The 22,782-nt window shown below is 38.6% G+C and carries 21 protein-coding genes and 1 tRNA gene; 14 read left to right on the top strand and 8 right to left on the bottom strand.

From position 1 onward, the window contains the following. Nucleotides 1-68: 68 nt before the first annotated feature. Entirely contained in the window at nt 69-863 is a 795-nt protein-coding gene (locus J0J33_RS01510; protein WP_173817261.1) for a TraX family protein, read from the top strand. Between the two features lie 34 nt (nt 864-897). On the opposite strand, the gene J0J33_RS01505 is transcribed toward J0J33_RS01510, so the two are convergent. Further along, nucleotides 898-1,932: a YdcF family protein gene (locus J0J33_RS01505; protein WP_173817262.1), complete on the bottom strand. Its 1,035-nt coding sequence runs from the start codon at nt 1,930-1,932 to the stop codon at nt 898-900. A gap of 239 nt (nt 1,933-2,171) precedes the next feature. Here J0J33_RS01505 and J0J33_RS01500 point away from each other — a divergent pair, with 239 nt between their 5' ends. Continuing rightward, the gene (locus tag J0J33_RS01500; protein ID WP_173817263.1) at nt 2,172-3,287 is read left to right on the top strand and encodes a glycosyltransferase; all 1,116 of its coding nucleotides are present in this window, start codon (nt 2,172-2,174) and stop codon (nt 3,285-3,287) included. Between the two features lie 212 nt (nt 3,288-3,499). Then, nucleotides 3,500-3,703 (top strand): hypothetical protein, encoded by a 204-nt coding sequence (locus J0J33_RS01495; RefSeq protein ID WP_019291506.1) that lies wholly within the window; start codon nt 3,500-3,502, stop codon nt 3,701-3,703. A 271-nt stretch (nt 3,704-3,974) separates the two neighbouring features. Here the strand turns inward: J0J33_RS01495 and J0J33_RS01490 are convergent. The 7 genes from J0J33_RS01490 to J0J33_RS01460 all read right to left on the bottom strand — a co-directional run bounded on the left by J0J33_RS01490 (nt 3,975) and on the right by J0J33_RS01460 (nt 9,597). After that, a tRNA-Leu gene (locus J0J33_RS01490) sits at nt 3,975-4,060 on the bottom strand. An 83-nt stretch (nt 4,061-4,143) separates the two neighbouring features. Then, nucleotides 4,144-5,412 (bottom strand): NAD(P)/FAD-dependent oxidoreductase, encoded by a 1,269-nt coding sequence (locus J0J33_RS01485; protein WP_019291507.1) that lies wholly within the window; start codon nt 5,410-5,412, stop codon nt 4,144-4,146. A 96-nt stretch (nt 5,413-5,508) separates the two neighbouring features. Beyond that, on the bottom strand, nt 5,509-7,011 hold the full coding sequence (locus tag J0J33_RS01480) for an ABC transporter permease/substrate-binding protein (RefSeq protein WP_165720182.1): 1,503 nt from the start codon (nt 7,009-7,011) through the stop codon (nt 5,509-5,511). Then, nucleotides 7,004-7,846 carry an ABC transporter ATP-binding protein gene (locus J0J33_RS01475; protein ID WP_019292970.1) on the bottom strand — a complete coding sequence of 281 codons (843 nt, stop codon included), beginning with the start codon at nt 7,844-7,846 and terminating at the stop codon, nt 7,004-7,006. The genes J0J33_RS01480 and J0J33_RS01475 overlap by 8 nt, the downstream gene beginning before the upstream one ends. 97 nt (nt 7,847-7,943) lie before the next feature. Next, the gene (locus J0J33_RS01470; RefSeq protein ID WP_040087054.1) at nt 7,944-8,957 is read right to left on the bottom strand and encodes a Gfo/Idh/MocA family oxidoreductase; all 1,014 of its coding nucleotides are present in this window, start codon (nt 8,955-8,957) and stop codon (nt 7,944-7,946) included. Next, nucleotides 8,954-9,103, bottom strand: coding sequence for a hypothetical protein (locus tag J0J33_RS01465; protein WP_014025452.1), 150 nt, complete (start codon nt 9,101-9,103; stop codon nt 8,954-8,956). Before J0J33_RS01465 ends, J0J33_RS01470 begins: the two co-directional genes overlap by 4 nt. A gap of 14 nt (nt 9,104-9,117) precedes the next feature. Beyond that, nucleotides 9,118-9,597 carry an S-ribosylhomocysteine lyase gene (locus tag J0J33_RS01460; protein ID WP_003133193.1) on the bottom strand — a complete coding sequence of 160 codons (480 nt, stop codon included), beginning with the start codon at nt 9,595-9,597 and terminating at the stop codon, nt 9,118-9,120. Between the two features lie 119 nt (nt 9,598-9,716). On the opposite strand from J0J33_RS01460, the gene J0J33_RS01455 reads away from it, so the two are divergent. The 11 genes from J0J33_RS01455 to J0J33_RS01405 all read left to right on the top strand — a co-directional run bounded on the left by J0J33_RS01455 (nt 9,717) and on the right by J0J33_RS01405 (nt 22,772). Continuing rightward, on the top strand, nt 9,717-10,562 hold the full coding sequence (locus J0J33_RS01455) for an aldo/keto reductase (RefSeq protein ID WP_165720181.1): 846 nt from the start codon (nt 9,717-9,719) through the stop codon (nt 10,560-10,562). 178 nt (nt 10,563-10,740) lie between these two features. After that, a complete protein-coding gene (locus tag J0J33_RS01450) occupies nt 10,741-11,835 on the top strand; it encodes an alanine dehydrogenase (RefSeq protein ID WP_019292975.1) in 1,095 nt (364 codons plus the stop codon). A gap of 24 nt (nt 11,836-11,859) precedes the next feature. Further along, complete coding sequence (tdcB, locus tag J0J33_RS01445; RefSeq protein ID WP_003133199.1) at nt 11,860-12,867, top strand: bifunctional threonine ammonia-lyase/L-serine ammonia-lyase TdcB; 1,008 nt, start codon at nt 11,860-11,862, stop codon at nt 12,865-12,867. A 227-nt stretch (nt 12,868-13,094) separates the two neighbouring features. Beyond that, entirely contained in the window at nt 13,095-14,285 is a 1,191-nt protein-coding gene (locus tag J0J33_RS01440; protein WP_014025448.1) for a glycine C-acetyltransferase, read from the top strand. Between the two features lie 66 nt (nt 14,286-14,351). Beyond that, complete coding sequence (locus tag J0J33_RS01435) at nt 14,352-15,305, top strand: L-threonine 3-dehydrogenase (RefSeq protein ID WP_019291514.1); 954 nt, start codon at nt 14,352-14,354, stop codon at nt 15,303-15,305. A gap of 147 nt (nt 15,306-15,452) precedes the next feature. Further along, the gene (locus J0J33_RS01430; protein ID WP_019291515.1) at nt 15,453-16,814 is read left to right on the top strand and encodes an APC family permease; all 1,362 of its coding nucleotides are present in this window, start codon (nt 15,453-15,455) and stop codon (nt 16,812-16,814) included. 104 nt (nt 16,815-16,918) lie between these two features. Then, nucleotides 16,919-17,431 carry a cysteine hydrolase family protein gene (locus J0J33_RS01425; RefSeq protein ID WP_206888096.1) on the top strand — a complete coding sequence of 171 codons (513 nt, stop codon included), beginning with the start codon at nt 16,919-16,921 and terminating at the stop codon, nt 17,429-17,431. A gap of 160 nt (nt 17,432-17,591) precedes the next feature. Next, nucleotides 17,592-19,832, top strand: coding sequence for an anaerobic ribonucleoside-triphosphate reductase (nrdD, locus tag J0J33_RS01420; protein ID WP_117517038.1), 2,241 nt, complete (start codon nt 17,592-17,594; stop codon nt 19,830-19,832). Nucleotides 19,833-20,044: 212 nt separating this feature from the next. Then, nucleotides 20,045-21,490: an APC family permease gene (locus J0J33_RS01415; RefSeq protein WP_019293665.1), complete on the top strand. Its 1,446-nt coding sequence runs from the start codon at nt 20,045-20,047 to the stop codon at nt 21,488-21,490. A 191-nt stretch (nt 21,491-21,681) separates the two neighbouring features. Further along, complete coding sequence (gene nrdG, locus J0J33_RS01410) at nt 21,682-22,281, top strand: anaerobic ribonucleoside-triphosphate reductase activating protein (RefSeq protein WP_019293663.1); 600 nt, start codon at nt 21,682-21,684, stop codon at nt 22,279-22,281. After that, nucleotides 22,278-22,772, top strand: a complete 495-nt coding sequence (locus J0J33_RS01405; RefSeq protein WP_165720179.1) for a DUF2325 domain-containing protein — start codon at nt 22,278-22,280, stop codon at nt 22,770-22,772. The genes nrdG and J0J33_RS01405 overlap by 4 nt, the downstream gene beginning before the upstream one ends. Nucleotides 22,773-22,782: the final 10 nt, after the last annotated feature.

Genomic DNA, 22,782 nt, shown 5'->3' with positions numbered 1-22,782 from the left:
TCTTAACTATCTTCATCTAGGCTGGTTTCTTCTAGAAAATCTGTTTCACAAATAAGGGAGAACAGAGTATGAAAAAAAATTTTTCTAGCTATGATTTAAAAATTATAGGTATAGTATTTATGGTTATCGACCATATTAACATTTATCTTGGAAGTTATTTGGGCTTACCTACCTGGATAGGCTTTTTAGGGAGATTTGTCGCACCTCTATTTGTCTTTATGATGGTCGAAGGCTTTCATTATACAAGAAGTCGAAAAAAATATTTTTTAAGGCTTCTAGGTGGTGGTCTACTAATGTATGCCATCAATATTAGCTTCAACTTGCTGACACGGAGCAGTTTTGAGGACCCATATGGGCAATTTGATATATTTTTACTTCTTGCAGGTCAAAATATTTTCATGACGCTGGCGCTCTTATTTGCTTTAATCTGGGCAATTGATATTATTCGTAAAAATCAAGGGACGAAGCTTAAGTGCTTTTCATATAGTTTAGTCATTATATTACTTTTGCCCCTTATCCTGTTGAGTGAGGGTGGCCCATATGAGCTTGTATTGGTCCTCATTTTCTATTTTTTCCGAAGAAGATGGGCAAAAATTTCAGCAGGGATTATTACTTTTAGTCTTCTTTTGCTTATATGGAGTTTGGTGGGCTATTTTACAGGCAGTGCAGCAGGTACGCTTTACCAGGTACTCAGTTTTTCAAATGAATTTATGATTATTACTGTTTTACCTTTCATTTATCTCTACAATGGTCAACGTGGCGGCAATGGCGCACAGTGGCAAAGAGATCTTTTCTATTATTTTTATCCCGCACATTTGCTTATTCTGTACATCTTACGTTATGCCTTGGTAGGTGTAGTATAACAAAAACACACGGTCATTCATTAACCGTGTGTTTTTATATTGGTAAAAAGCTATATAATAAAGCGAAGAAAACAAAACCAATGAGGCTCATAACCCATATTTTATTGTGTGATAAGAGGGCCACGTATTCACGTATGAGGGCTGTGGGTAAGAAATAAAGTGCTGTTGGTGCACCAACCCCTTCAGCCTTAAGATGCACTCTACGGGCATATAAACGTGCACGGAGTACATGATAATTATTGGTTGAAAAGATAATACTTGGCGCTGGGTGGCCACCCTCAAATCTTGTGAGCCAATCTTCTTCAATAAGCTGTTTTGAAAAAAGCATATTTTCATAAGTTGTAGTTGATTGATCTTCTAAAATAATCATATTTTCAGGAATATGCTGAGAGAGGAGGTATTTACGCATAGCATAAGCTTCAGAAACAGGCTCATCAGCACCTTGCCCACCACTCACAACAAATTTCGCATTCGGATTTTTGTAGAAATATTCAATCCCTTTGTCCAAACGGCTTTTTAGAAGCGGTGGAACGTCTTCACTAGAAATACCAGACCCAAGTACAATAATATAGTCAATATGCTTTTTAAGCGGCAGCATCTGGTACATCCAAGAATAAAAGAGGTAAGCAATAAAGATGAAGGACAGTATTAAATCAAGTAAGAGGATAAATAACAAAATTATATCCAGAAAGAGTGGTAGTTTGAACATACCCGTGATTAAAAAAAGAAAAATAGGAAAACTAATGATTAAGTTTAAGCCCATGGCAGCGGAGAGCTTTGCAGTTAAACTTTTTCCTTCTTTAGTACGCATCGTTTGTGAATTGAAAATGAGATAGATGCATACAGCTAAAAAGATGAGAGGGAGAAGTAAATAAAAAATTGCTAAAGCAAGCATTGAACCATGAGAGGAGGTTTTATCAAGGAAAACGAGTCCAAGAATTAAAAGGGTGAAAAATGAGAGAATCAACCCAGCAGCAAAAAGCAGCCCGCCCAAGATACTACGATCTTTAAATTTTATTAGCAAATAGCCTATCCCAGAAATAGCGAGAAAAAAGAGTAGATATAGCATAAAGTCCTCCAATAGATAAAATTAGTATACCATGTTCGCGCCTTGGTAAACCAGTATTTTGTATTACTCGCTGACGCTAAGGACTACTGTGAGAAACAAAAACTTAAAATTGCCTAAGAAAAGTCCATATGCTGGGAAGATGTTTTGAATTTACTAAGAAAAATATTACAATGGATATATGTTTGTTATTTTAGTTACCTAAAAGTAATGTTTATAACTGTTCAAACAGATCGTACAGAATGAAGGGACTTTTTCTTATGGAGGAAACGCTATATATCGTTGTAATGATTCCCGCATGGAATGAAGCGGGGAGTATAGGAGAAGCGGTAAGCAGTATTTATGAACAAACGAGATTACCTGATCGCATCTTTGTCGTACCCAATAACACAACGGATTTGACCTCTGTAGAAGCTATGGCCGCTGGGGCAGAAGTTTTGGTTATGCCAGGGAAAAATGAGAAGAAAAAAGCAGGTGCACTTAACTGGGCACTAGAAAAACTTTCTCCGACATTAGATGCTCAACGCTCTGCTGTTTTAGTTATGGATGCGGATACGATGATAGAGCCTGATTTCATCGAAAAAGCTGAGAAAAAAATGATAGAACAAGCGCGTGTGGGTGGGGTCAGTTCTATCTTTGTTGGACGTAATTCAACCAACTTACTTGGGATTTTACAACAAATGGAATTTGCTCGCTTTGCCCGCTTAGTTCACAAAAGAGCTGAAGTTTATGTTTTGTCAGGAACAGCTAGCTTGATTAGTTGGGATGTTCTCAAAGAAATTAAGGGAGCACGTTTAGAAGGTAAGCTATTACCAGAGGGGGAAAGCTACTATGATGTCGATAGCATGACAGAGGATAATGAGCTGACTTTAGCTATCCTCGTTTTAGGCTTTTCAGTACCTCATGTAGGTGTGAAGTCCATAACTGATGTTATGGAAGATTATAACTCGCTTTACCATCAGCGTAAACGCTGGTATATTGGTGCTTTACAAAATATTAAAGAATATGGCAGAAAAATGCCACCTTGGATGCGGATGATTTATTGGGTGCAACAAATCGGACTGTATATGGCGCTTGCTATCACTCCGATTGTTCTTTTTGCCTTTACGATTTATTTGATTCAGGTAGTGCTTAGTGAGGGAGCGGTTTTGGGATGGTCTAGAATAACTTCTATCGTACTTCTCATACTTTATCTCTTCGTTCAAGTGACTACCGTTTGGGATCAAGGCTGGAAATGTCGCCTTGTGGCACTCAGTTATTTCCCCGAAATTGTCTATGCCATCTTTCTTTTGATTTTCTATGCCGCGGCTCTATGGTCTTTCCTGACAGGTAAAGATATGAAATGGAAGCACACTTAAAAAAGAGGGTGTAAAACGACAGGCCACAGCTAATTTGTTACAAATTATCTAAATACTAACGCATAAACTAGTCATAGTTTAGCGTTTTTTAGTTATTTAGAGTAATGTGAAAGAAATATTTAAAATGATTTGCATATCTATTGTAATCTAAATTACTTTTATATATAATAAATTACACAAGTAAACATAAAACAAAAAAGTGAGGAAATAATATGCAAAACTTCTTGATTATCGTTTCTTATTTCATTAATATTGGTATCGTCTTCCATATTCTGAAATTTGTATCAGGCGTTGGTTTACATTTCCTCATTAATGATGAAAAAGGCACAAGAAAGCTCTACCTTACGCTTAGAGGTAAACCAGTGTTAGCATTGGTAGAATTGGCAGCAACGATTACAGAAAAACCTTCATATTAATTAGATTGCATTATCTTGGCAATACTCAGAGGTAATCAAATTTGAATGACAAAATTTAGGTGTATACAGCAATTGTTCAAGATTAAGAGGCTTCTTTTTTGAAGAAAAAATATGAAAATTTTTTTAATTTCTATTTTAAAACCACAACCTAATCAAGGTTGTGGTTTATTTTTGTATCTATATTTTTATCCATTGTCCACTGTAGCATGCTTAGCAATAAAAAAAGAAAAGCACCAGTCTTACAAGACTGGTGCTTAAATTCTTATATAGATGCGGAAGGCGGGACTTGAACCCGCACAGCCAAGATAGGCCACAGGATCCTTAATCCTGCGCGTCTGCCAATTCCGCCACTTCCGCGAATTGGTACTTTAATATAATACCATTTCACGAGAAAGAATGCAAGAATGAACTTAACTTTTAGATGTTTTTATAAAGTATGTTCAGTATTTCATATAAGAGGCCATTTCTGCGGCATGGGTACCTGCTACATGACCAGTCACAAAAGCACAAGTGATATTATAGCCTCCCGTATAACCGTTAATATCGAGCAATTCCCCAGTCATATAGAGACCGGCTGTTAATTTACTTTCCATTGTCTTTGGATTAATTTCTTTAAGCTGAACGCCTCCACCAGTGACAAAAGATTTTTCAATCGGAAAAGTTTTATCGATTTGGATTGGAAATGCTTTAAGGATATGAGAAAATTTCTCCAACTGTTTTTCGGTCAATTGCTTTGCAGGTATATCTGCGTCGATTTGAACTTTATCCAGTAAGAAAAGTAAATAGCGTTCCTGCGTGAGCGCTGCAAAAGCATTCTTAACAGCCTTGCCATTGTCTCGCGCAGTATTTTTCAAGTCGTTTAAGAGTTGTGCTACAGATATGTCAGGGAAGCTGTCCAGCTGGACAGTCACACTTTCTGCGCCTTTAGCTAGTTCTTGGTTGATAAAGCTAGAACAGCGAAGTGCTGCAGGGCCACTGAGACCAAAGTGCGTGAAGAGCATGTCCATTTGATGTTCAATGATGATTTTCCCTTTAGCATTAAGTACACTTAATCGGATATCTCGAAGAGAGATACCTTGTAAAGTTTTCTCACTAATAAATGTTTCAGAAGAAATTAATGGGGATTCTGTCGGATAAAGTGTTGTGATTGTATGACCAGCACTTCGTGTTAATTTATAACCGTCACCAGTGGAGCCTGTCGAGGGATAGGCGCGTCCGCCAGTAGATAAGACAACACAAGAGGCTGTGAAGCTATCTGTTTCTGTTTCAAGTCCTGTAATAGCACCATGTTCTATATTGAGTTCAGTTACAGCAGCGTTTGGAAAATAGTCCACATGAAGCTCCTCTATTTTACTGAAAAGGCCCTCAACAATTGTTCGAGATTTATCGGTTACAGGAAACATTCGACCATGGTCTTCCTCCTTGAGTGGAATACCATTTTTTTCAAAGAAGTCAATAATATCTAAGTTTGAAAATTGAGCAAAAGCACTGTGCAAGAAGCGGCCATTTCCAGGAACATGGGTGATAATTTCGTCCACAGAATGGCTGTTGGTAACGTTACATCGTCCGCCTCCCGTCATCAACAGTTTTTTTCCTACTTTTTTGTTCTTATCAATTAAAGCTGTATGTGCACCATTTTCTGCAGCAGCTATTGCTGCCATCATACCCGAAGGACCGGCTCCAACAACGATTACATCATATTTTTTCATAACTTCATTATAGCATAGTTTCAGGTGCTGATTTCTTGCGCTCGCTTATGAAATATATAAAAAGAACCCTTATGTAAGAGTTCTTAAGCTCAACCTTTAAATCAAACTGTGTTTCACTAAAAAGTCATGTGCCACGGCAGCGGGATCTTTTTGCTCAACATTGACGGCGTAATTCATATCAATCATTTCCTGATTGGTAATTTTTCCTGAAAGTCGGTTTAAAATTTGCTCCAATTGGGGGTATTTCTTAAGGAGATTTTTATTCATCAAAGGAGCTGCTTGATATGGAGGGAAAAGATTTTTATCATCATTCAGTACAGTGAGTTCATATTGTTTGATTTGACTGTCTGTGGAGTAGACTTGTGCCAAATCAATGTTATTACTGTTTAAAGCATTGTAGATCAGGCTTGTTTGCATTGTCTTCACATCAAAACTTAACCCATATAAACTTTGAATTCCGATATAGCCATCCTGACGGTGTGCAAATTCTAAGTCAAAGCCAGCTTTAACTGAAGGAAGCCCTTGGAGATCAGAAATATTTTTAAGGTGATGTTTCTGGGCGTAGCTATTTTTCACAGCTAAAGCATAAGTATCCTGAAATTCCATAGGTGTAAGATAGGCAAAGTTATCAAGTTTAGCAATACCTGTGCGTGCCTCTTCGTAAACTTTTTTGGGATCGGTGGAGGTTGTGTTTTTTTTCAAGAATGTCGTTAAGACTGTTCCAGAAAATTCAGGATAAATATCAATTTTATTGGATTTTAAAGCATTGTAAAGGAAAGTTGTATCTCCAAAGTTGGACTTGAGTGTGACTTCGATATCACTGTTCTTTTCAATGACTTCCTTGTACATATTTATCAAAAGTGTCGGCTCAGCTCCGAGCTTTCCAGCAATGGTAATCTGTGGATGAGTATTGGATTGAGGTTGATAATACGACCCTAGCAAGAGTAAAAGACCAGCAAAGAAACTAATCAGAATGGTCCGAATTTTTGCTTTTTCCAAGAAGCGGAGTAAGGTTGAGAAAATAACGGCTAATAAAGCAGAAGAAATCGCTCCAATCAGGATAAGGTTAACATCATTGGAGTTAATGCCCAAGAGGATGAAGTTTCCGAGTCCGCCTGCTCCAATAAGTGCAGCTAAAGTTGCTGTCCCAATAATCATGACAGCACTTGTACGAATACCAGCCATAATAAAGGGAAGAGCAAGTATCAGCTCAAACTTCATCAAGCGCTCTCGTCGGTTCATCCCAAAAGCAGTTGCTGCTTCAATTAAAGACTGATCAATTTGCTGAAGACCGGTATAGGTGTTTTGAATAATAGGAAAAAGAGCGTAGACAACTAATGCGACAATAGCTGGCAAAGAACCAATCCCAATAAAAGGAATCAATAATCCAAGTAAGGCCAAACTTGGAATCGTTTGGAAAATTCCGGTAAGTTGCAGTACGGGCTCAGCAATTTTGGGGTAACGTCTTAAAAGTAAAGCAAGGGGAAGAGCGATTAAAATAGCGATAAAAAGAGAAACCAAGGAAATTTGGATATGCTCTAGAAGAGCAAGCCAAAACTGGTGCTCTTGCTGTTGAAAGGTAGAAATCAAATTATTCATGAGCATCGTCCTCCAGACTATTTAAGATTTCCCCCAAAGGCGTTTCTTCCGAAAAATCATGAGTTGCAAGGACTTGTTCAAGATTTTTTAATTTATATTGAGACAAGTCTTGCTGATAATCAGTGAAGAAGTCCGCCACAAAAGTATTTGCTGGGGCATTTAAAATTTCTTGGGGACGTCCCACCTGTTGAAGTTCGCCGTCTTTGAGAATTGCGATACGGTCAGCCATCGCCATTCCTTCAGACATATCGTGGGTAACAAAAACCGTTGTGATTTTTAAGGTTTTCTGCAAATCTTTGACCAGTTCCTGTAGCTGTTTACGGGAGATAGGATCCAGAGCGGAGAAAGGTTCGTCCATTAAAATAATCTTTGGTTTACAGGCGATAGCACGCAAAATACCAATCCGTTGTGCTTCACCTCCAGAAAGTTCATGAGGGTATCGGTTAAGGTACTTTTCAGCATCTAGACCCACTAAAGGAAGGAGTTCGAGTACGCGCTCACGCGTTTCTCTTTTGCTCCAACCTTTCATTGTCGGGATGATACCAATATTTTCTAAAACGGTCATGTTAGGAAAGAGCGCAATTTGTTGAAGCACATATCCTATTTGAAGACGCAAGTCTCTTAAGTTAATTGTTTGAATATCTTGATCATCAATGAGGACCTGCCCTTCATTGGGTTCGATGAGCCGGTTAACCATCTTGAGTAATGTTGTTTTTCCGCCACCAGAAGAGCCTGCGAGAACAAAAAACTCGTGACTTTCAATGGATAAGTTGATATCTGAAAGTACGGCTTTGTCTCCGTATTTTTTAGTGACATTTTTAAATGTAATAGTCATAGTGTCATTTTAACATTTTATCTTTCAGTTCTTTCAGGAAATGGATTGCTATTTTTATGGATGGAAGGGTATAGAAAAAGCCCTCAAAGAGGACTTTTTATTTAAAGCCATTTTCTAAAGTTTCAATAACTGTCAAAATTTGCTCATCCGAAACGAGTTTTTCAGCTCCATTCACGAGTGACTCATAAGCTGCATCATAGACACGACCATAATCGCCTGAAACCGTAGGAATTGACTTTTCAATGCGATCGCCATTTTGATTGTAGTATGTCAATTGAGCAAAATCTTGCGGTGCATCGGCCCCAAAACCGTCACTTCCCGGGAAGATTCCCACCTTCAAATCATTTTCCTGTTGGTCAACGTTTTCTTTAATTAAAGTTCCTCTAGAACCATAAAGCACCCATTTGGGACGTTTGAGTGCAGCCAGTTCAGTGGCTTGAACTGTTGCTCGGAAATCGGTGTAAAGCAAGTTTACAGAGAAGTAATCATCTACAGCATTTGAATCGCGTGTTGAACGAATATCGTATTGTACATCTTTTGGCTGTCCAAAGAGTGAAACCATTTGGTCAACCATGTGTACACCATGGCCATACCAGGCGCCATCAAAGTTTTTACCAGCAGTTGCATCTGCTGGACGATAGTGATCCATAGTGACAGTAATGTCAAGCAAATCTCCTAGGTAACCCGTATCCAAAACTTTTTTGATTGTCAAAAAATCACTGTCAAAACGACGGTTTTGGAAAGGCATAAAGAAGAGCTTCTTTTCTTGAGCGATACCAACTAATTCTTCGGCTTGTTCTAACGTTTCTACTAACGGTTTGTCACAGATAACGTTTTTTCCACCCAGTAAAAGCTTTTTACTGGTTTCATAGTGTGCAGCACCTGGAGTGACGACAATGACTAAATCAATTGAATCATCTTGAATAATATCATTGATGTCTGTTGAAAAAATAGTTCCTTCAGCCTCAAGAATAGCTTGCTCAGGACGTTTGCCTAGGCTACGGTTGACAACGCGCGCAATGTTGAAGTGCTCACGGATTTTAACATAAGGAATATGATAGCGATTGGTGGACTTCCCAAAACCAACATAAGCAATGTTTAACTTTTTCATGCTTTCTTCTCTTTTTTCTTTTTCGCTTGGTGTTGTTTTTTTAATTCTTCGATTTTTGACAATTTATCTGTCTTTTTATTTGAATTTTTTTCGTGGAATTTTTGGACAGAGGCTTGCCCTTTATAATCTAATTGATACTTTCCCATGGTTCTCTTTCTCTCTATTTTACAAGGCGACGTTCGAAAGCATCCGAGGAGATACCTTCACTTAAAATTTTCTTCGCCCATTCTTTTGCTGAAAATAATGAGTGATCGCGATAATTTCCACATTCTTTTTCGGCAACCCCTGGGACATTATCCCAAGTGAAACTGTCTCCTGCGAGCTCTTCCAAAGATGAAGTGATCACTTTAGCAATCTCCTCAGCAGTTGGTTCGCCCCACATAATCATATGGAAGCCAGTACGACATCCAAAAGGAGAAAAGTCAATCATGCCATCAATACGGTCACGAATCAAACTTGCCATTGAGTGTTCGATAGTATGTAGCCCACTTGTCGGGATTTCACCGTGATTAGGTTGCACAAAACGGACATCAAAGTTGGTGATGATGTCACCTTTAGGACCAGTCTCTGTCCCAATTAGGCGCACGTAAGGTGCTAAAACTTTTGTGTGATCGAGCTGGAATGATTCTACTTCAGCCATATTTTCTACCTCCAGTATTCTTAGTATTCTTCTATTTTACCATTTTTTGAACCAAAATTTTTTTGTCTGACCTCGTAAAGTGATAGAATGAAGCTAGAAAGTAAAGAAAAGGAGAAATTATGTCACTTACAGAAACTTACACTCTCGCAAATGGTATGACAATTCCAAAAGTTGGTTTTGGAACATGGCAATCTAAAGATGGTGAAGAAGCATATCAAGCTGTAAAAACGGCCTTAGAAGTTGGCTACCGTCATATTGATACAGCAGCTGTCTATGGCAATGAAGAGTCAGTGGGACGCGCGATTAAAGACAGTGGAATTGCTCGTGAAGACTTGTTTATTACAACAAAGCTTTGGGCTGTTGGTACAACAGAAGATGCCCGAGCAGCACTAGATGAAAGCTTGGAAAAACTAGGTTTAGACTATGTGGACCTTTATCTTATTCACTGGCCAAATCCAAAAGCGTTTCGACCAAACTTTGCAGAGCGTAATGCTGCGGTTTGGAAAGCAATGGAAGAAGGCGTACGGAACAAAAAAGTTCGAGCTATCGGGGTGTCTAACTTCCATCCACGTCACTTAGAACCTTTATTGGAAGTTGCTGAAATTAAACCTGTTGTCAACCAAATTATGGTTAATCCTTCGGATCAGCAAGAAGAGGTTGTAGCTTTCAATAAAGCACACGATATTTTGACAGAAGCTTATAGCCCACTTGGTACAGGTAAAATCTTTGCGGTTACTGAATTGGCGGATATTGCAGATAAATATGGTAAAACAGTTGCCCAAGTCGTTTTACGTTGGAGTTTACACAAAGGTTATCTTCCTTTACCTAAGTCTGTGACGGCAAGCCGTATTAAAGAAAATGCGGATATTTTTGATTTTGATTTGACCGAAGAAGATATCGCCTTTATTGACAGCCTTCATGGGAAAGCAGGTCTGGCACGCAATCCAGACGAAGTGGACCACTAAAATAAATTTAAGGACATTCAAATTGTAAGATTTGAGTGTCTTTTTTTATAATTGACAGAATATAGACAGGAAGAATAATAAAACGTTAAAAAAGTGTTTTATTTCACAATAATAATTGCTAAATAAATATGAAAGTGCTATCATTTAATTGATAAAGAATTCACAAAGGAGAAACAAAATGAAAATTGGTGTAATTAAAGACCCAAAACAAGGTGAAGCGCGTGTAGGGATGACTCCAGAAAACGTAAAAATTCTCGTTGAAGCAGGTAATGAAGTACTTGTCGATAGTAATGCTGGTGCAGGTTGTGGTTTTACAAATGACCTTTATGAAGCGGCTGGAGGACAAATCGTTGATACAGAAACTGCTTGGGAAGCAGAGTTGATTGTTAAAGTCAAAGAACCAATGGAATCTGAATATAAATACTTCAAACCAGGCCAAATTATTTGGGGATTCTTACACTTGGCAGCCAATAAAGCTTGTGTGGAAAAAATGATGGAAGTCGGAGTAACAGCTATTTCCGGTGAAAATATCTCAATCAATGGTGTGCTTGAGTTGCTTAAACCAATGTCAGCTATTGCGGGACGTCGTGCAGTTAATATTGGGCAATATTATCTTGAAAAACAACATGAAGGGGAAGGAATTCTTCTTCCTGGTATTGAAGGTATCGAGGCTGGTACAGTTGTTATCTTCGGTGGTGGTAATGCTGCAGAAAATGCTGCCGATATGGCTGTTGCTTTGGGATGTAAGGTTATTATCATTGAACTTGGTGATGCGCGTATCGCCCAACTTAAAGAACGCTATGCAGGCAAAACAGTTGAAATCGTTAAATCAACAACTGAAGCATTGGAAAAAAATATTAAACTTGCAGATGTCTTTATCTCAACAATCTTAATCCCTGGCGCTAAACCACCAAAATTAGTCAAAGAATATATGGTTAAATCTATGAAACCAGGTTCTGTTATCGTGGACATCGCTATTGACCAAGGAGGAACTGTTGAAACAATCGATCATGCAACAAACCATGCGGATCCAGTCTTCATCAAACACGGCATAATTCATTACGCTGTGCCAAATATGCCAGGAGCAACACCTCGTACAGCGACAATTGCTTTGGCTCAGGGCAATATCTCTTTCCTTAAGGATATTTCAGTCAAAGGCTTAGATGAGGCGCTGAAATCAAAAGAACTCTTATCTGGTTTGAGTGTTTATAAAGGAAAAGTTGTTTCTAAAGCACTTGCTGATTCAATTGATGTCACTTATACGGAACTTTAAAAAGAAATCTAAGGAAAAAGAATTATGCCAAATTTAGCAAATCTGCCAATTACAATTAAAGATATTAAAAAAGCTCAAAACACTGTTAAACAATATGCACGTGAAACACCCTTGATTCAGTCAATGTTCTTGACTGCTAAAACAGGTGGCGAAGTTTACTTGAAACTTGAAAATATGCAATTAACAGGCTCATTCAAGTTCCGTGGCGCTTTCAATAAGATTGCTCAATTATCTCAAGAAGAGAAAGATCGTGGAGTGATTGCGTGTTCAGCAGGGAACCATGCTCAAGGTGTGGCTTTAACTTCCAAACTTCTCGGTATCAAGAGCATTATTGTTATGCCAAAAGGTGCACCTCAAGCTAAAGTTGATGCCACACGTGGCTATGGTGCAGAAGTAATGCTTGAAGGTGAACAGTTTGATGACTCAAAGGCCTTTTGTGAGGCTTACGCTAAGGAAAATAATATTACGTATATTCCTCCATATGATGATGCAGAAGTAATGGCTGGACAAGGAACAATCGGTCTAGAAATCTTAGATCATCTGTGGGATGTTGACACAGTATTGGTGCCAGTAGGCGGTGGTGGTTTGATTTCAGGTGTTGCGGTTGCCTTGAAATCTTTTAACCCTAATATCCAAGTTATTGGTGTGCAAGCTGAAAATTGCCATGGTATGACTGCATCTTTTAGAGAACGTAAGAAAGTGCACCATGATGAAGCACCAACGATTGCAGATGGCTGTCATGTGGCTTATCCAGGTGAATTGACTTTTGAAGTAGTCAATCAAATCGTTGATAATATGGTTCTTGTAACGGAAGCAGAAATCGAATTAGCCATTAAAGATTTGATTCAACGTACGAAAATTGTGGTGGAAGGTGCTGGCGCTCTTGCAACAGCAGCTATTCTTTCAGGTAAAGTTGATGATTATGTGAAAGGCAAAAAAGTTGTTTCTATCGTTTCAGGAGGGAATGTTGACTTGGCCCGTATTGAAGATGTTGTGGATCATTTTCTCATTGCCAATGACAATGATCAATAATTCTTAAAACAAAAGGACTTTGAATTTCAAAGTCTTTTTTTGTATAGTTCAGTCTTTTTTTAATCGTGAGATAATTTACTCTGATATCACGAAATTCACAAAGACATGTAATTTAAATTAAAATTTAATCAAAGTGCAAAAAATTCTTGCATGAGTAAAAAAAAAGTGTTAAACTTACTGTAAACGGTTACAAAGTGTGTAACTAAAAATTGAAAGAAGGTTATAGAATGACTTCAAAAGTTTTAACACAGTTCCTCGAAAATGGGCTTGGAGACCTTAAACAAAAGGGTTTGCTCAACACAATTGACGTTTTAGATAGCGCTAATGGTCCTGAGATTACAGTTGCGGGCAACAAGATGATTAACCTTGCTTCAAATAACTATTTGGGATTTGCGACACGTCCTGAATTAATTCAAGCAACAAAAGATGCAACAGATAAATATGGAGCTGGAGCTGGTGCAGTACGTACTATCAACGGCACTTTAGATATACACATTGAATTGGAAAAAACAATCGCTGAATTTAAAGGCACAGAAGCCGCGATTGCGTTTCAATCAGGTTTCAATTGTAATATGGGAGCGATTAGCGCCGTAATGAAAAAAGGTGATGCGATTCTTTCAGATGAACTAAATCATGCCTCAATTATTGACGGATGTCGTCTTTCAGGTGCTAAAATTATCCGTGTTAAGCATCAAGATATGGCTGACCTTGAAGCAAAAGCAAAAGAAGCGACTGAGTCTGGTGAATACAATAAAGTAATGTACATCACAGACGGTGTGTTCTCAATGGATGGGGACGTTGCTAAATTGCCAGAAATTGTTGAAATCGCTGAAAAATATGATTTGATTACTTATGTTGATGATGCGCATGGTTCTGGTGTTATGGGCGGCGGAGCCGGTACAGTAAAACATTTTGGCTTGCAAGATAAGATTGACTTCCAAATCGGTACTCTTTCAAAAGCGATTGGTGTAGTAGGCGGATATGTAGCGGGATCAAAACTTTTGGTTGATTGGCTTAAATCACAAGGACGTCCTTTCCTTTTCTCAACTTCATTGACACCGGGTGCAGCAGCAGCAGCAAAAGAAGCCTTTGTCTTAATGCATGATCATCCAGAATATGTTGAAACACTTTGGGACAACGCAAAATACTTCAAAGAAGAATTACAAAAAGCCGGCTTTGATACAGGTGTATCTGAAACACCAATCACACCAGTGATTCTTGGAGATGAAGCAAAAACACAAGAGTTTTCTAAGAAATTGATTGAAAATGGCGTCTATGTTAAACCTATCGTCTTCCCAACTGTACCGCTTGGAACAGGACGTGTACGTGCGATGCCTACAGCAGCGCATACGAAAGAAATGTTAGATGAAGCTGTTGCTGTTTTTGCCAAAGTAGGTAAAGAAATCGGCTTGATTTAATTTCTTGGGGCAATAAAAACTTTCTATTACAAGTAAGCATACAACAAATATATTGGAGAAAATATAATGAAAAAAGTACTCATCACAGGCGCACTCGGACAAATCGGATCAGAATTAACAGAACGTCTTCGGAAAGATCTTGGGGTTGATAATGTTATCGCAACAGATGTACGTGAAGTTGAAGGTAATCCAGTTGTGACTGACGGCCATTTTGAAATTTTGGACGTCATGGACCGTGACAAAATGATGGCAATTGCTAAAGATAATGGTGTGGATACAATTATCCACTTGGCTTCACTTCTTTCAGCTGTTGCAGAAGCAAAGCCACAATTTGCTTGGAATTTGAATATGGGTGGTTTGGTTAATGCCTTAGAAACAGCGCGTGAACTTAACCTCCAATACTTCTCACCATCATCTATTGCTGCCTTTGGACCAAGCACTCCAATGGACAACACACCTCAAGTAACTATTCAACGTCCGAATACAATGTACGGTGTGACTAAAGTTTCTATGGAATTGCTTTGTGATTACTACTACACTAAATTTGGTGTTGATACACGTGGTGTACGTTTCCCAGGTTTGATTTCTTATAAAACATTGCCTGGTGGAGGAACGACAGACTATGCTGTAGATATTTATTACGAGGCAATTAAAAATGGTCATTACTCAAGCTTTATCGCTGAAGGAACAAAGATGGATATGATGTACATGCCTGATGCTATCGATGCTATTGTTGACTTGATGAATGCCCCTGCAGACAAATTAGTAAACCGTAACGCTTTTAATATTACTGCGATGAGTTTTGAGCCTGAAGAAATTGCTGCGTCAATCAAAAAATTCATGCCAGACTTTACAATGGATTATGATGTAGATCCAGTCCGTCAAGGTATTGCAGACAGCTGGCCAAACTCTATAGATGCAACTTGTGCCAAAGAAGAATGGGGCTTCAATCCTAAATATGATTTAGATGCAATGACGAAAGAAATGCTTGAAAAACTTACAGAAAAATTAAAAGGCTAAAAACTAAGTTCATCCCATCACAAAATCTAAAATTATGTTAAAATAAGAGAGTAATCGGTTACAAGATTACTCTCTAATGCTGATGTTAGGAGTCAGCATTGTTATTATTAATCTTATCAAAAATTTATCTTTGAAAGAGGAGCTCTTATGGAACAAAAAAATGAAATGAAGCGAACGCTTGGTTTCTTCCCTGCCCTTACAACAGTAATGGGTACGGTTATTGGTGCAGGTGTATTCTTCAAGGCTGGACGAGTTGCGGAACTCACAGGCCAACCAGGATTGCACATATTGGTTTGGATACTTGGTGGTATCATTTCAATTTGTGGGGGATTAACTGCTGCAGAACTTGCTGCTGCTATCCCTGAAACAGGTGGGATGATTCGCTATATTCAACGTGGTTTTGGTAAACGTTGGTCATTTCTCTTAGGTTGGGCACAGTCTATTATCTATTTCCCTGCAAATATTGCAGCACTCTCTGTTGTATTTGGTACACAATTTTTAAATTTGTTTGGGATGAATGTGAGCGCAGCTAACACTGCAATAGTCGGTGTAATTGCAGCAATTACAGTTACCTTAATTAACTTCATTAGTTCTAAAGCTGCGGGAGGCCTTCAGTCCGTTACAACAGTGATTAAGTTAATTCCGATTGCCTTGATTGTTGTTGTTGGGTTACTTCGTCCTGGTGGTGTTGATTTCCAATTGCTTCCTATTACAGCAGGAGAAAACTTATCCTTGGCGTCTGCAATTGGTTCAGGTCTTTTAGCAACTATGTTTGCCTATGACGGTTGGATTTATGCTGGTAATATTGCCGGTGAAATGAAAAACCCTGCTAAACATTTGCCTCGTGCGATTATTCTTGGTATTGTTGCTATCATGTTTGTATATGTCTTTATCAATGCAGCTTATATTCGTACTTTAGGTATTCCAACCTTGATGGAAAATGATCCGAATCTCCCTGCTATTGTTGCCAATACAATTTTTGGTGGTATGGGAGGTAAACTTGTCACAATTGGTATCTTAATTTCTGTTTACGGTACAATTAATGGTTATTCAATGACAGGAATGCGTGCATCATACGCTTTGGCAACAGAGAAATCTTTCCCTTTCTGGAGAACGTTTAAAAAGCTTTCAGCGAGCGGCGTGCCCGTAAACTCAGGTATTCTGCAAGTTGCAATTGCAGCAATCATGTTAGTTGTAACAATGCTTTCAAGCGATGCTTTTGATTTCTTAACAAATATGTTGGTCTTTGTAATTTGGATTTTCTACACTATGGTTTTCATAACGGTCTTTATCTTACGTAAGCGCGAACCAGAATTAGTCCGTCCATATAAAGTACCACTTTATCCAGTTATTCCAATTATTGCAATCATTGGTGGTGTCTTCATCTTAGTCATGACCTTGATTAGTTCAGACTATATGAGTAACCAAGTTCCAGCCTTGGTTGGTGTTGTCTTTACCTTAATTGGTCTTCCTGTATACAACCATCTAGACAAGAAGTACCATCGTTAATATAGAAAAAAACTCCGAGTATGGAGTTTTTCTTTTGGAGCTGGAAGGAGAGCTTATTTTTTATCAGCATTTGCTTTTTAAAGTAAATTTGCTATAATTTGCTTATGAAAAAATTACTGGTATTGATTGACTTTCAAAATGATTTTATAGATGGTTCTTTGGGCACAAAAGAAGCGCAAGCCATTGTTCCAAAGGTTATCGAGAAGTTGGTGTCTTACGCTGAAAATGAACGACTTGCTACACAAGATACACACTTTGAAGATTACCTAACAACTCAAGAAGGACAAAACTTGCCAGTAATTCACTGTCAAAAAGGTACTAAGGGTTGGGAAATACGTAAGGAAGCACAAGTTGGCTTTCAACGTGTGTTCGAAAAAAATATTTTTGGTTCAGTAGAGCTTGCAGAATATATCCGCAATGAGAATGTGGAGCAAGTGGAACTCATTGGTATCTGTACAGATATATGTGTGGTTTCAAATGCTTTATTGATTAAGTCATTTGCTCCAGAAGTAAAAATTACTGTTGATGCCTCATGTTGTGCGGGTGTAACTCCAGAAAGTCATCGTGCAGCTTTAGAAACAATGAAATCTTGTCAAATTAATGTGATTAATGACTAAAAAAGAGCAAAAATAGCTCTTTTTTTATTTTGGGCCTCGACACTATATATAGTGTGCTTTCTTTTGTTTTCATAAAAAATGATACTAGATATAGTGGAAAAAGAAAAATTTATTTGATAGAATAGAAGCACAAGGAATTAAAAAATGGGGGAACGAAACAATGAAAATGGTTGAGGAAAGCACTGTTGTAACAGATCGAGAAATCAGTGTGATTAAGCGTGATGGTCGCTCCGTAAAGTTTGACAGCAGCAAAATTTTTGAGGCGTTGCAAAAAGCCGGGGACGAAATACTACCTCCGGCTTCAGAGGAGCGTATAGCAGAAATCTGCGATCGTGTAGTACACGAAATATTCACACGTTTTACGGATAATGTTAAGATTTATGAAATTCAAAGTATTGTGGAACATCTGTTGATGGAACTTGGTGAAACAAAGTGGGCGGAAGTTTACACAACTTATCGCACACAACGTGATCTTGAAAGAAGTAAGGCAACAGACATTAACTTTACCATCGAAAAATTGATCAACAAGGACCAAACGGTTGTCAATGAGAATGCCAACAAGGATAGCGATGTTTTCAATACACAGCGTGACTTAACTGCAGGTGCTGTTTCTAAAGCCATTGGTTTAAAGATGCTTCCTCCTCATGTAGCGAATGCCCACCAAAAAGGGGAAATTCATTATCATGACTTAGATTATTCTCCCTTCACAACGATGTCAAACTGTTGTTTGATTGACTTTAAAAATATGTTTGAAAATGGCTTTAAATTAGGGAATGCTCAAGTAGACTCACCTAAGTCCATTCAAACAGCAACTGCTCAAGCTTCACAAATTATTGCAAATGTAGCTAGCTCACAATACGGCGGCTGTTCATTTGACCGTGCTGATGAAATTTTAGCACCTTATGCAAAATTAAACTATGCGAAGCATTTAAAAGATGCGGAAGAGTGGATTGAGCAACCGGAAAAACGTGAAGCCTATGCTCAAGCAAAAACTAAAAAAGATATCTATGATGCGATGCAATCTTTGGAATATGAAATCAATACGCTTTTTACTTCAAATGGGCAAACGCCTTTTGTTACAGTTGGTTTTGGTTTAGGAGAAGACTGGTATGCACGTGAAATCCAAAAAGCTATCCTGAAAGTCCGTATCGGAGGTTTAGGAAAAGAGCATCGTACAGCTATTTTCCCTAAATTAATTTTCACCTTGAAGCGTGGTTTGAATCTTGAAGTCGGTACGCCAAACTATGATATTAAAAACTTGGCACTAGAGTGTGCCACAAAACGTATGTATCCAGATATCTTGTCTTATGACAAGATTGTCGAGTTAACAGGTTCATTTAAAGCAAGTATGGGATGCCGTAGCTTCCTTCATGGTTGGAAAGATGAAAAGGGCAATGAAGTAACTGCTGGCCGTAATAACCTCGGAGTAGTAACGGTAAACCTTCCACGTATTGCACTTGAAGCGGCAGGCGATAAAGAAAAGTTTTGGGAAATTTTTAATGAACGCATTGCCATTGCTAAGGATGCTTTGGTTTTCCGTGTTAATCGTACAAAAGAAGCCCAACCCAAAAATGCCCCTATACTCTTTATGAATGGGGCCTTGGGTCGCTTGAAAGCTGAAGATTCAGTCGATGAGCTTTATAAAAATGAACGTGCAACAGTTTCCCTTGGCTATATCGGCCTTTATGAAGTTGCAACAAGTTTCTATGGACCAACGTGGGAAAATAACAAGGAAGCAAAAGACTTTACTTTGGAAATCGTAAAACGTATGAACCAAGATTGTAAAGACTGGAGTAAAGAAACCGGTTATCATTTCTCTGTTTACTCTACACCAAGTGAAAGTCTGACAGACCGTTTCTGTCGTATGGATAAGGAGAAATTTGGTTCTGTTGCGGATATCACCGATAAAGATTACTATACGAACAGCTTCCATTATGATGTGCGTAAAAATCCAACTCCATTTGAAAAATTGGAATTTGAAAAAGATTATCCCGTTTATGCCAACGGAGGTTTTATCCACTATGCGGAATATCCAATGATTCAACAAAATCCTCGTGCACTTGAAGCCGTTTGGGACTTTGCTTATGATCGTATCGGCTATTTGGGAACAAATGCACCGATTGACCATTGTTATGAGTGTGGTTTCGAAGGAGACTTTACTGCGACTGAGCGTGGCTTTAAATGTCCCCAATGTGACAATGCTAACCCACAAACATGTGATGTGGTAAAACGAACATGTGGTTACCTAGGTAACCCTCAAGCTCGCCCTATGGTTCATGGTCGTCATAAAGAAATATCAGCGCGTGTCAAACATATGAATGGCTCTGTAGGTGTTCTTGAAGATGGCGAGAGCATTGACAGTGAAGCTGTAGATCATGCAAAGAGTAAGTTTGTAAAATAAAGTAAAAAGTGAATCTTAGGATTCATTTTTTTTATGAAAAGATAAAAAAGCAGGGACAAATTTTAAATTTTAGTGAAAATTCAAGAATAATATTGACAGTGTTTAAGTTTTATTTTATAATTTTAATGCAACCGCTTTTTTATATTTGTAAAAGGCGCGTAAAAAATTACTTTGTCTTGTCCGCAGAGTGATAAAAAATTTTAAGGAGTAATATGGACACTAAAAAAATTAGATGGTTTACCGTCGCATTTATCGCCTTCAACATGGTTTGGGGCATGGGAAATGTGGTCAATAACTTCGCCCAGCAAGGGATCACAGTTGTTACCTCATGGATTTTGATTTTGGCGCTTTACTTTGTACCTTATGCACTTATTGTTGGGCAGTTAGGCTCAACTTTTAAAGACAGTAAAGGAGGCGTAAGTTCGTGGGTTGAACAAACTTCAACAAAACGTCTTGCCTACTATGCAGCCTGGACATATTGGGTTGTGCATATCCCTTATCTGGCCCAAAAACCTCAAGCTATTTTGATTGCCTTTGGTTGGATTGGTCGTGGAGATGGACAGCTTGTAAGTTTGATGTCTGTTCCGATGGTTGCCATCATTTCATTGATTATTTTCCTTCTCTTCCTCTGGCTCGCAACAAAAGGTTTAAACACGCTTAAAGTTATTGGGGGACTTGCAGGAACAGCAATGTTTGTCATGAGCTTGCTCTTTATCGTGATGGCTGTCAGCGTTCCTTTTATTGCAAAAGACTTTGCAATCGCAACGCCAGATATGGGAAATATCAACACATATATCCCTAAATTCGACTTCAGTTACTTCACAACAATCTCTATGCTGGTCTTTGCGGTTGGTGGGGCAGAAAAAATTTCACCTTATGTCAACCAAATGAAGAGTCCTGCACGTGAGTTTCCAAAAGCAATGTTTATGCTTGCTGCAATGGTCGGTGTCTGTGCCGTTCTTGGCTCAGTTGCGATGGGTATGCTCTTTACAAGTGGTAACTTGCCTGATGACCTCATGGCCAATGGTGCCTATGCTGCCTTTCAAATGCTTGGCGAACACTATGGTATTGGCAATAGCCTGATGTATGTTTATGCCTTTACACAAGGTATCGGTCAAATTGCTGCGCTTGCCTTTTCAATAGATGCGCCATTGCGTATTTTGCTTGCGGATGCAGATCCACAATTTGTTCCAGCTTGGCTACGTAAAACGACTGCCAAAGGAACACTGATCAATGGTTTCGTATTGACAGGAATTTTGGTAAGTATCGTTATTTTGATGCCTTTGCTTGGAATAGGAAACATGAACGAATTGGTCAAATGGCTGACAAACTTAAACTCAGTGGTGATGCCAATGCGCTACATGTGGGTATTCTTCGCCTTTATCATGCTTAATCGTGCGATCAAACACTTTACTTCTGAATACAAATTTATCAAGCAAAAACGCTTGGCGATGTTTGCTGGTATCTGGTGTTTCTTGTTCACTTTAGTAGCATGTGTCCTTGGTATGGTACCAAAAGTTGATTTTGCTGCCGACCCTTCGGCTTGGTGGTTCCAATTGACTTCGAACATTTTGACCCCAGTTGTCTTAATTCTTTTAGGAATGCTCCTTCCATTTATTGCGCGTCGTGAGCAAAAAAAATCAAATGATTTAGTCTAAAAAGTAGTATAATAGAATGAGTAGTTTCGGAAGAAATTGCTCATTTTTTGATACGCTACTCTCATTGCCCCTAAAGGGTCTAATGAGGAACGTCAAGCTTTATCCGGCTTGTCTGCATGATATCCTCTTCATTGTGATTAAGAGGATGAATTGTGAAATTTTAGATAAAATAGAGATAGGAGTAATGGCAGATGAATAATCCAAAACCACAAGAGTGGCTTGCTGCGGATTTGGAACAGGGCTATGTTTCAGATTATAAGCCTTTCAATTTTGTTGATGGTGAAGGTGTACGTTGCTCGCTTTACTTATCCGGCTGTAAATTCCACTGCGAAGGATGCTATAATCAAGCAACTTGGAATTTCCGTTACGGTAGTCCATATACAAAAGAATTAGAAGAAAGAATCATGACTGACTTGAGCCAGTCTTATGTTCAGGGATTGACATTACTTGGTGGTGAGCCTTTCCTCAATACTGGCGTTGCTTTACCGCTTGTCAAACGTATACGCGCAGAACTTCCTGAAAAGGATATTTGGTCTTGGACGGGTTATACTTGGGAAGAGCTTCTACAAGAGGATGAAACCAAACTTGAGCTTTTGCGAAATATTGATATACTTGTTGACGGTCGCTTTAAACTCAGTAAGAAAAACTTATTGCTCCAATTTAGAGGCTCTTCAAATCAACGAATTATTGATGTGAAAAAGTCCCTCGCTGAGCATCGAGTAGTCATCTGGGAAAAACTCAATGACGGTAAAGCAGCTGTAGAACAAATTCATAAGGAAAAGCTAATATGAAAACTGTGTTAGTAATTTGTGAATCAGGCTATTGGCATGACTTACGTGCAGGACTAGCAGCTGTAGAAGTTGGCTTTCTCGGTTTTGACAAGAAAAAACCTAGGCGTTCCGAAATTGACCAATTAGTTGCGCAAGCTGACTTTGTGATGATTCGGAACCTCAATGTCGCTCATGCTTCAGTTCGATTTGCAAAAGAAGCAGCAAAAGCGAGTGATACACCTTTCTGGATAGGCAGTAATTTCGGTGTAGAAAAGATTATTGAAAAGCTTAAGCTTGCCTTTCCAGAAATAAAGTTGTCCGAAAAAACTATGAAGCCAAAAATGCCAAGAAAAAAAAGTCCGCAACAAAAGTTGGCTAATCCTTCTACGAACAATTCTGAAGAAAAGTACCAGCTACCCAAGAAAGCAAAAAATCTTGCCTTAAAATCGGCTCTGAAGGACTTTAAAGTTACTGAAGAGGAAGTTGATTTTGCAAAAATGTTTAAGCCCTGACATCAGGGCT

The organism is Lactococcus sp. LG1267, from assembly GCF_017309545.1.
In the GTDB taxonomy this organism is placed as follows: domain Bacteria; phylum Bacillota; class Bacilli; order Lactobacillales; family Streptococcaceae; genus Lactococcus; species Lactococcus petauri.
This window is presented reverse-complemented; position numbering and strand designations above follow the sequence as displayed.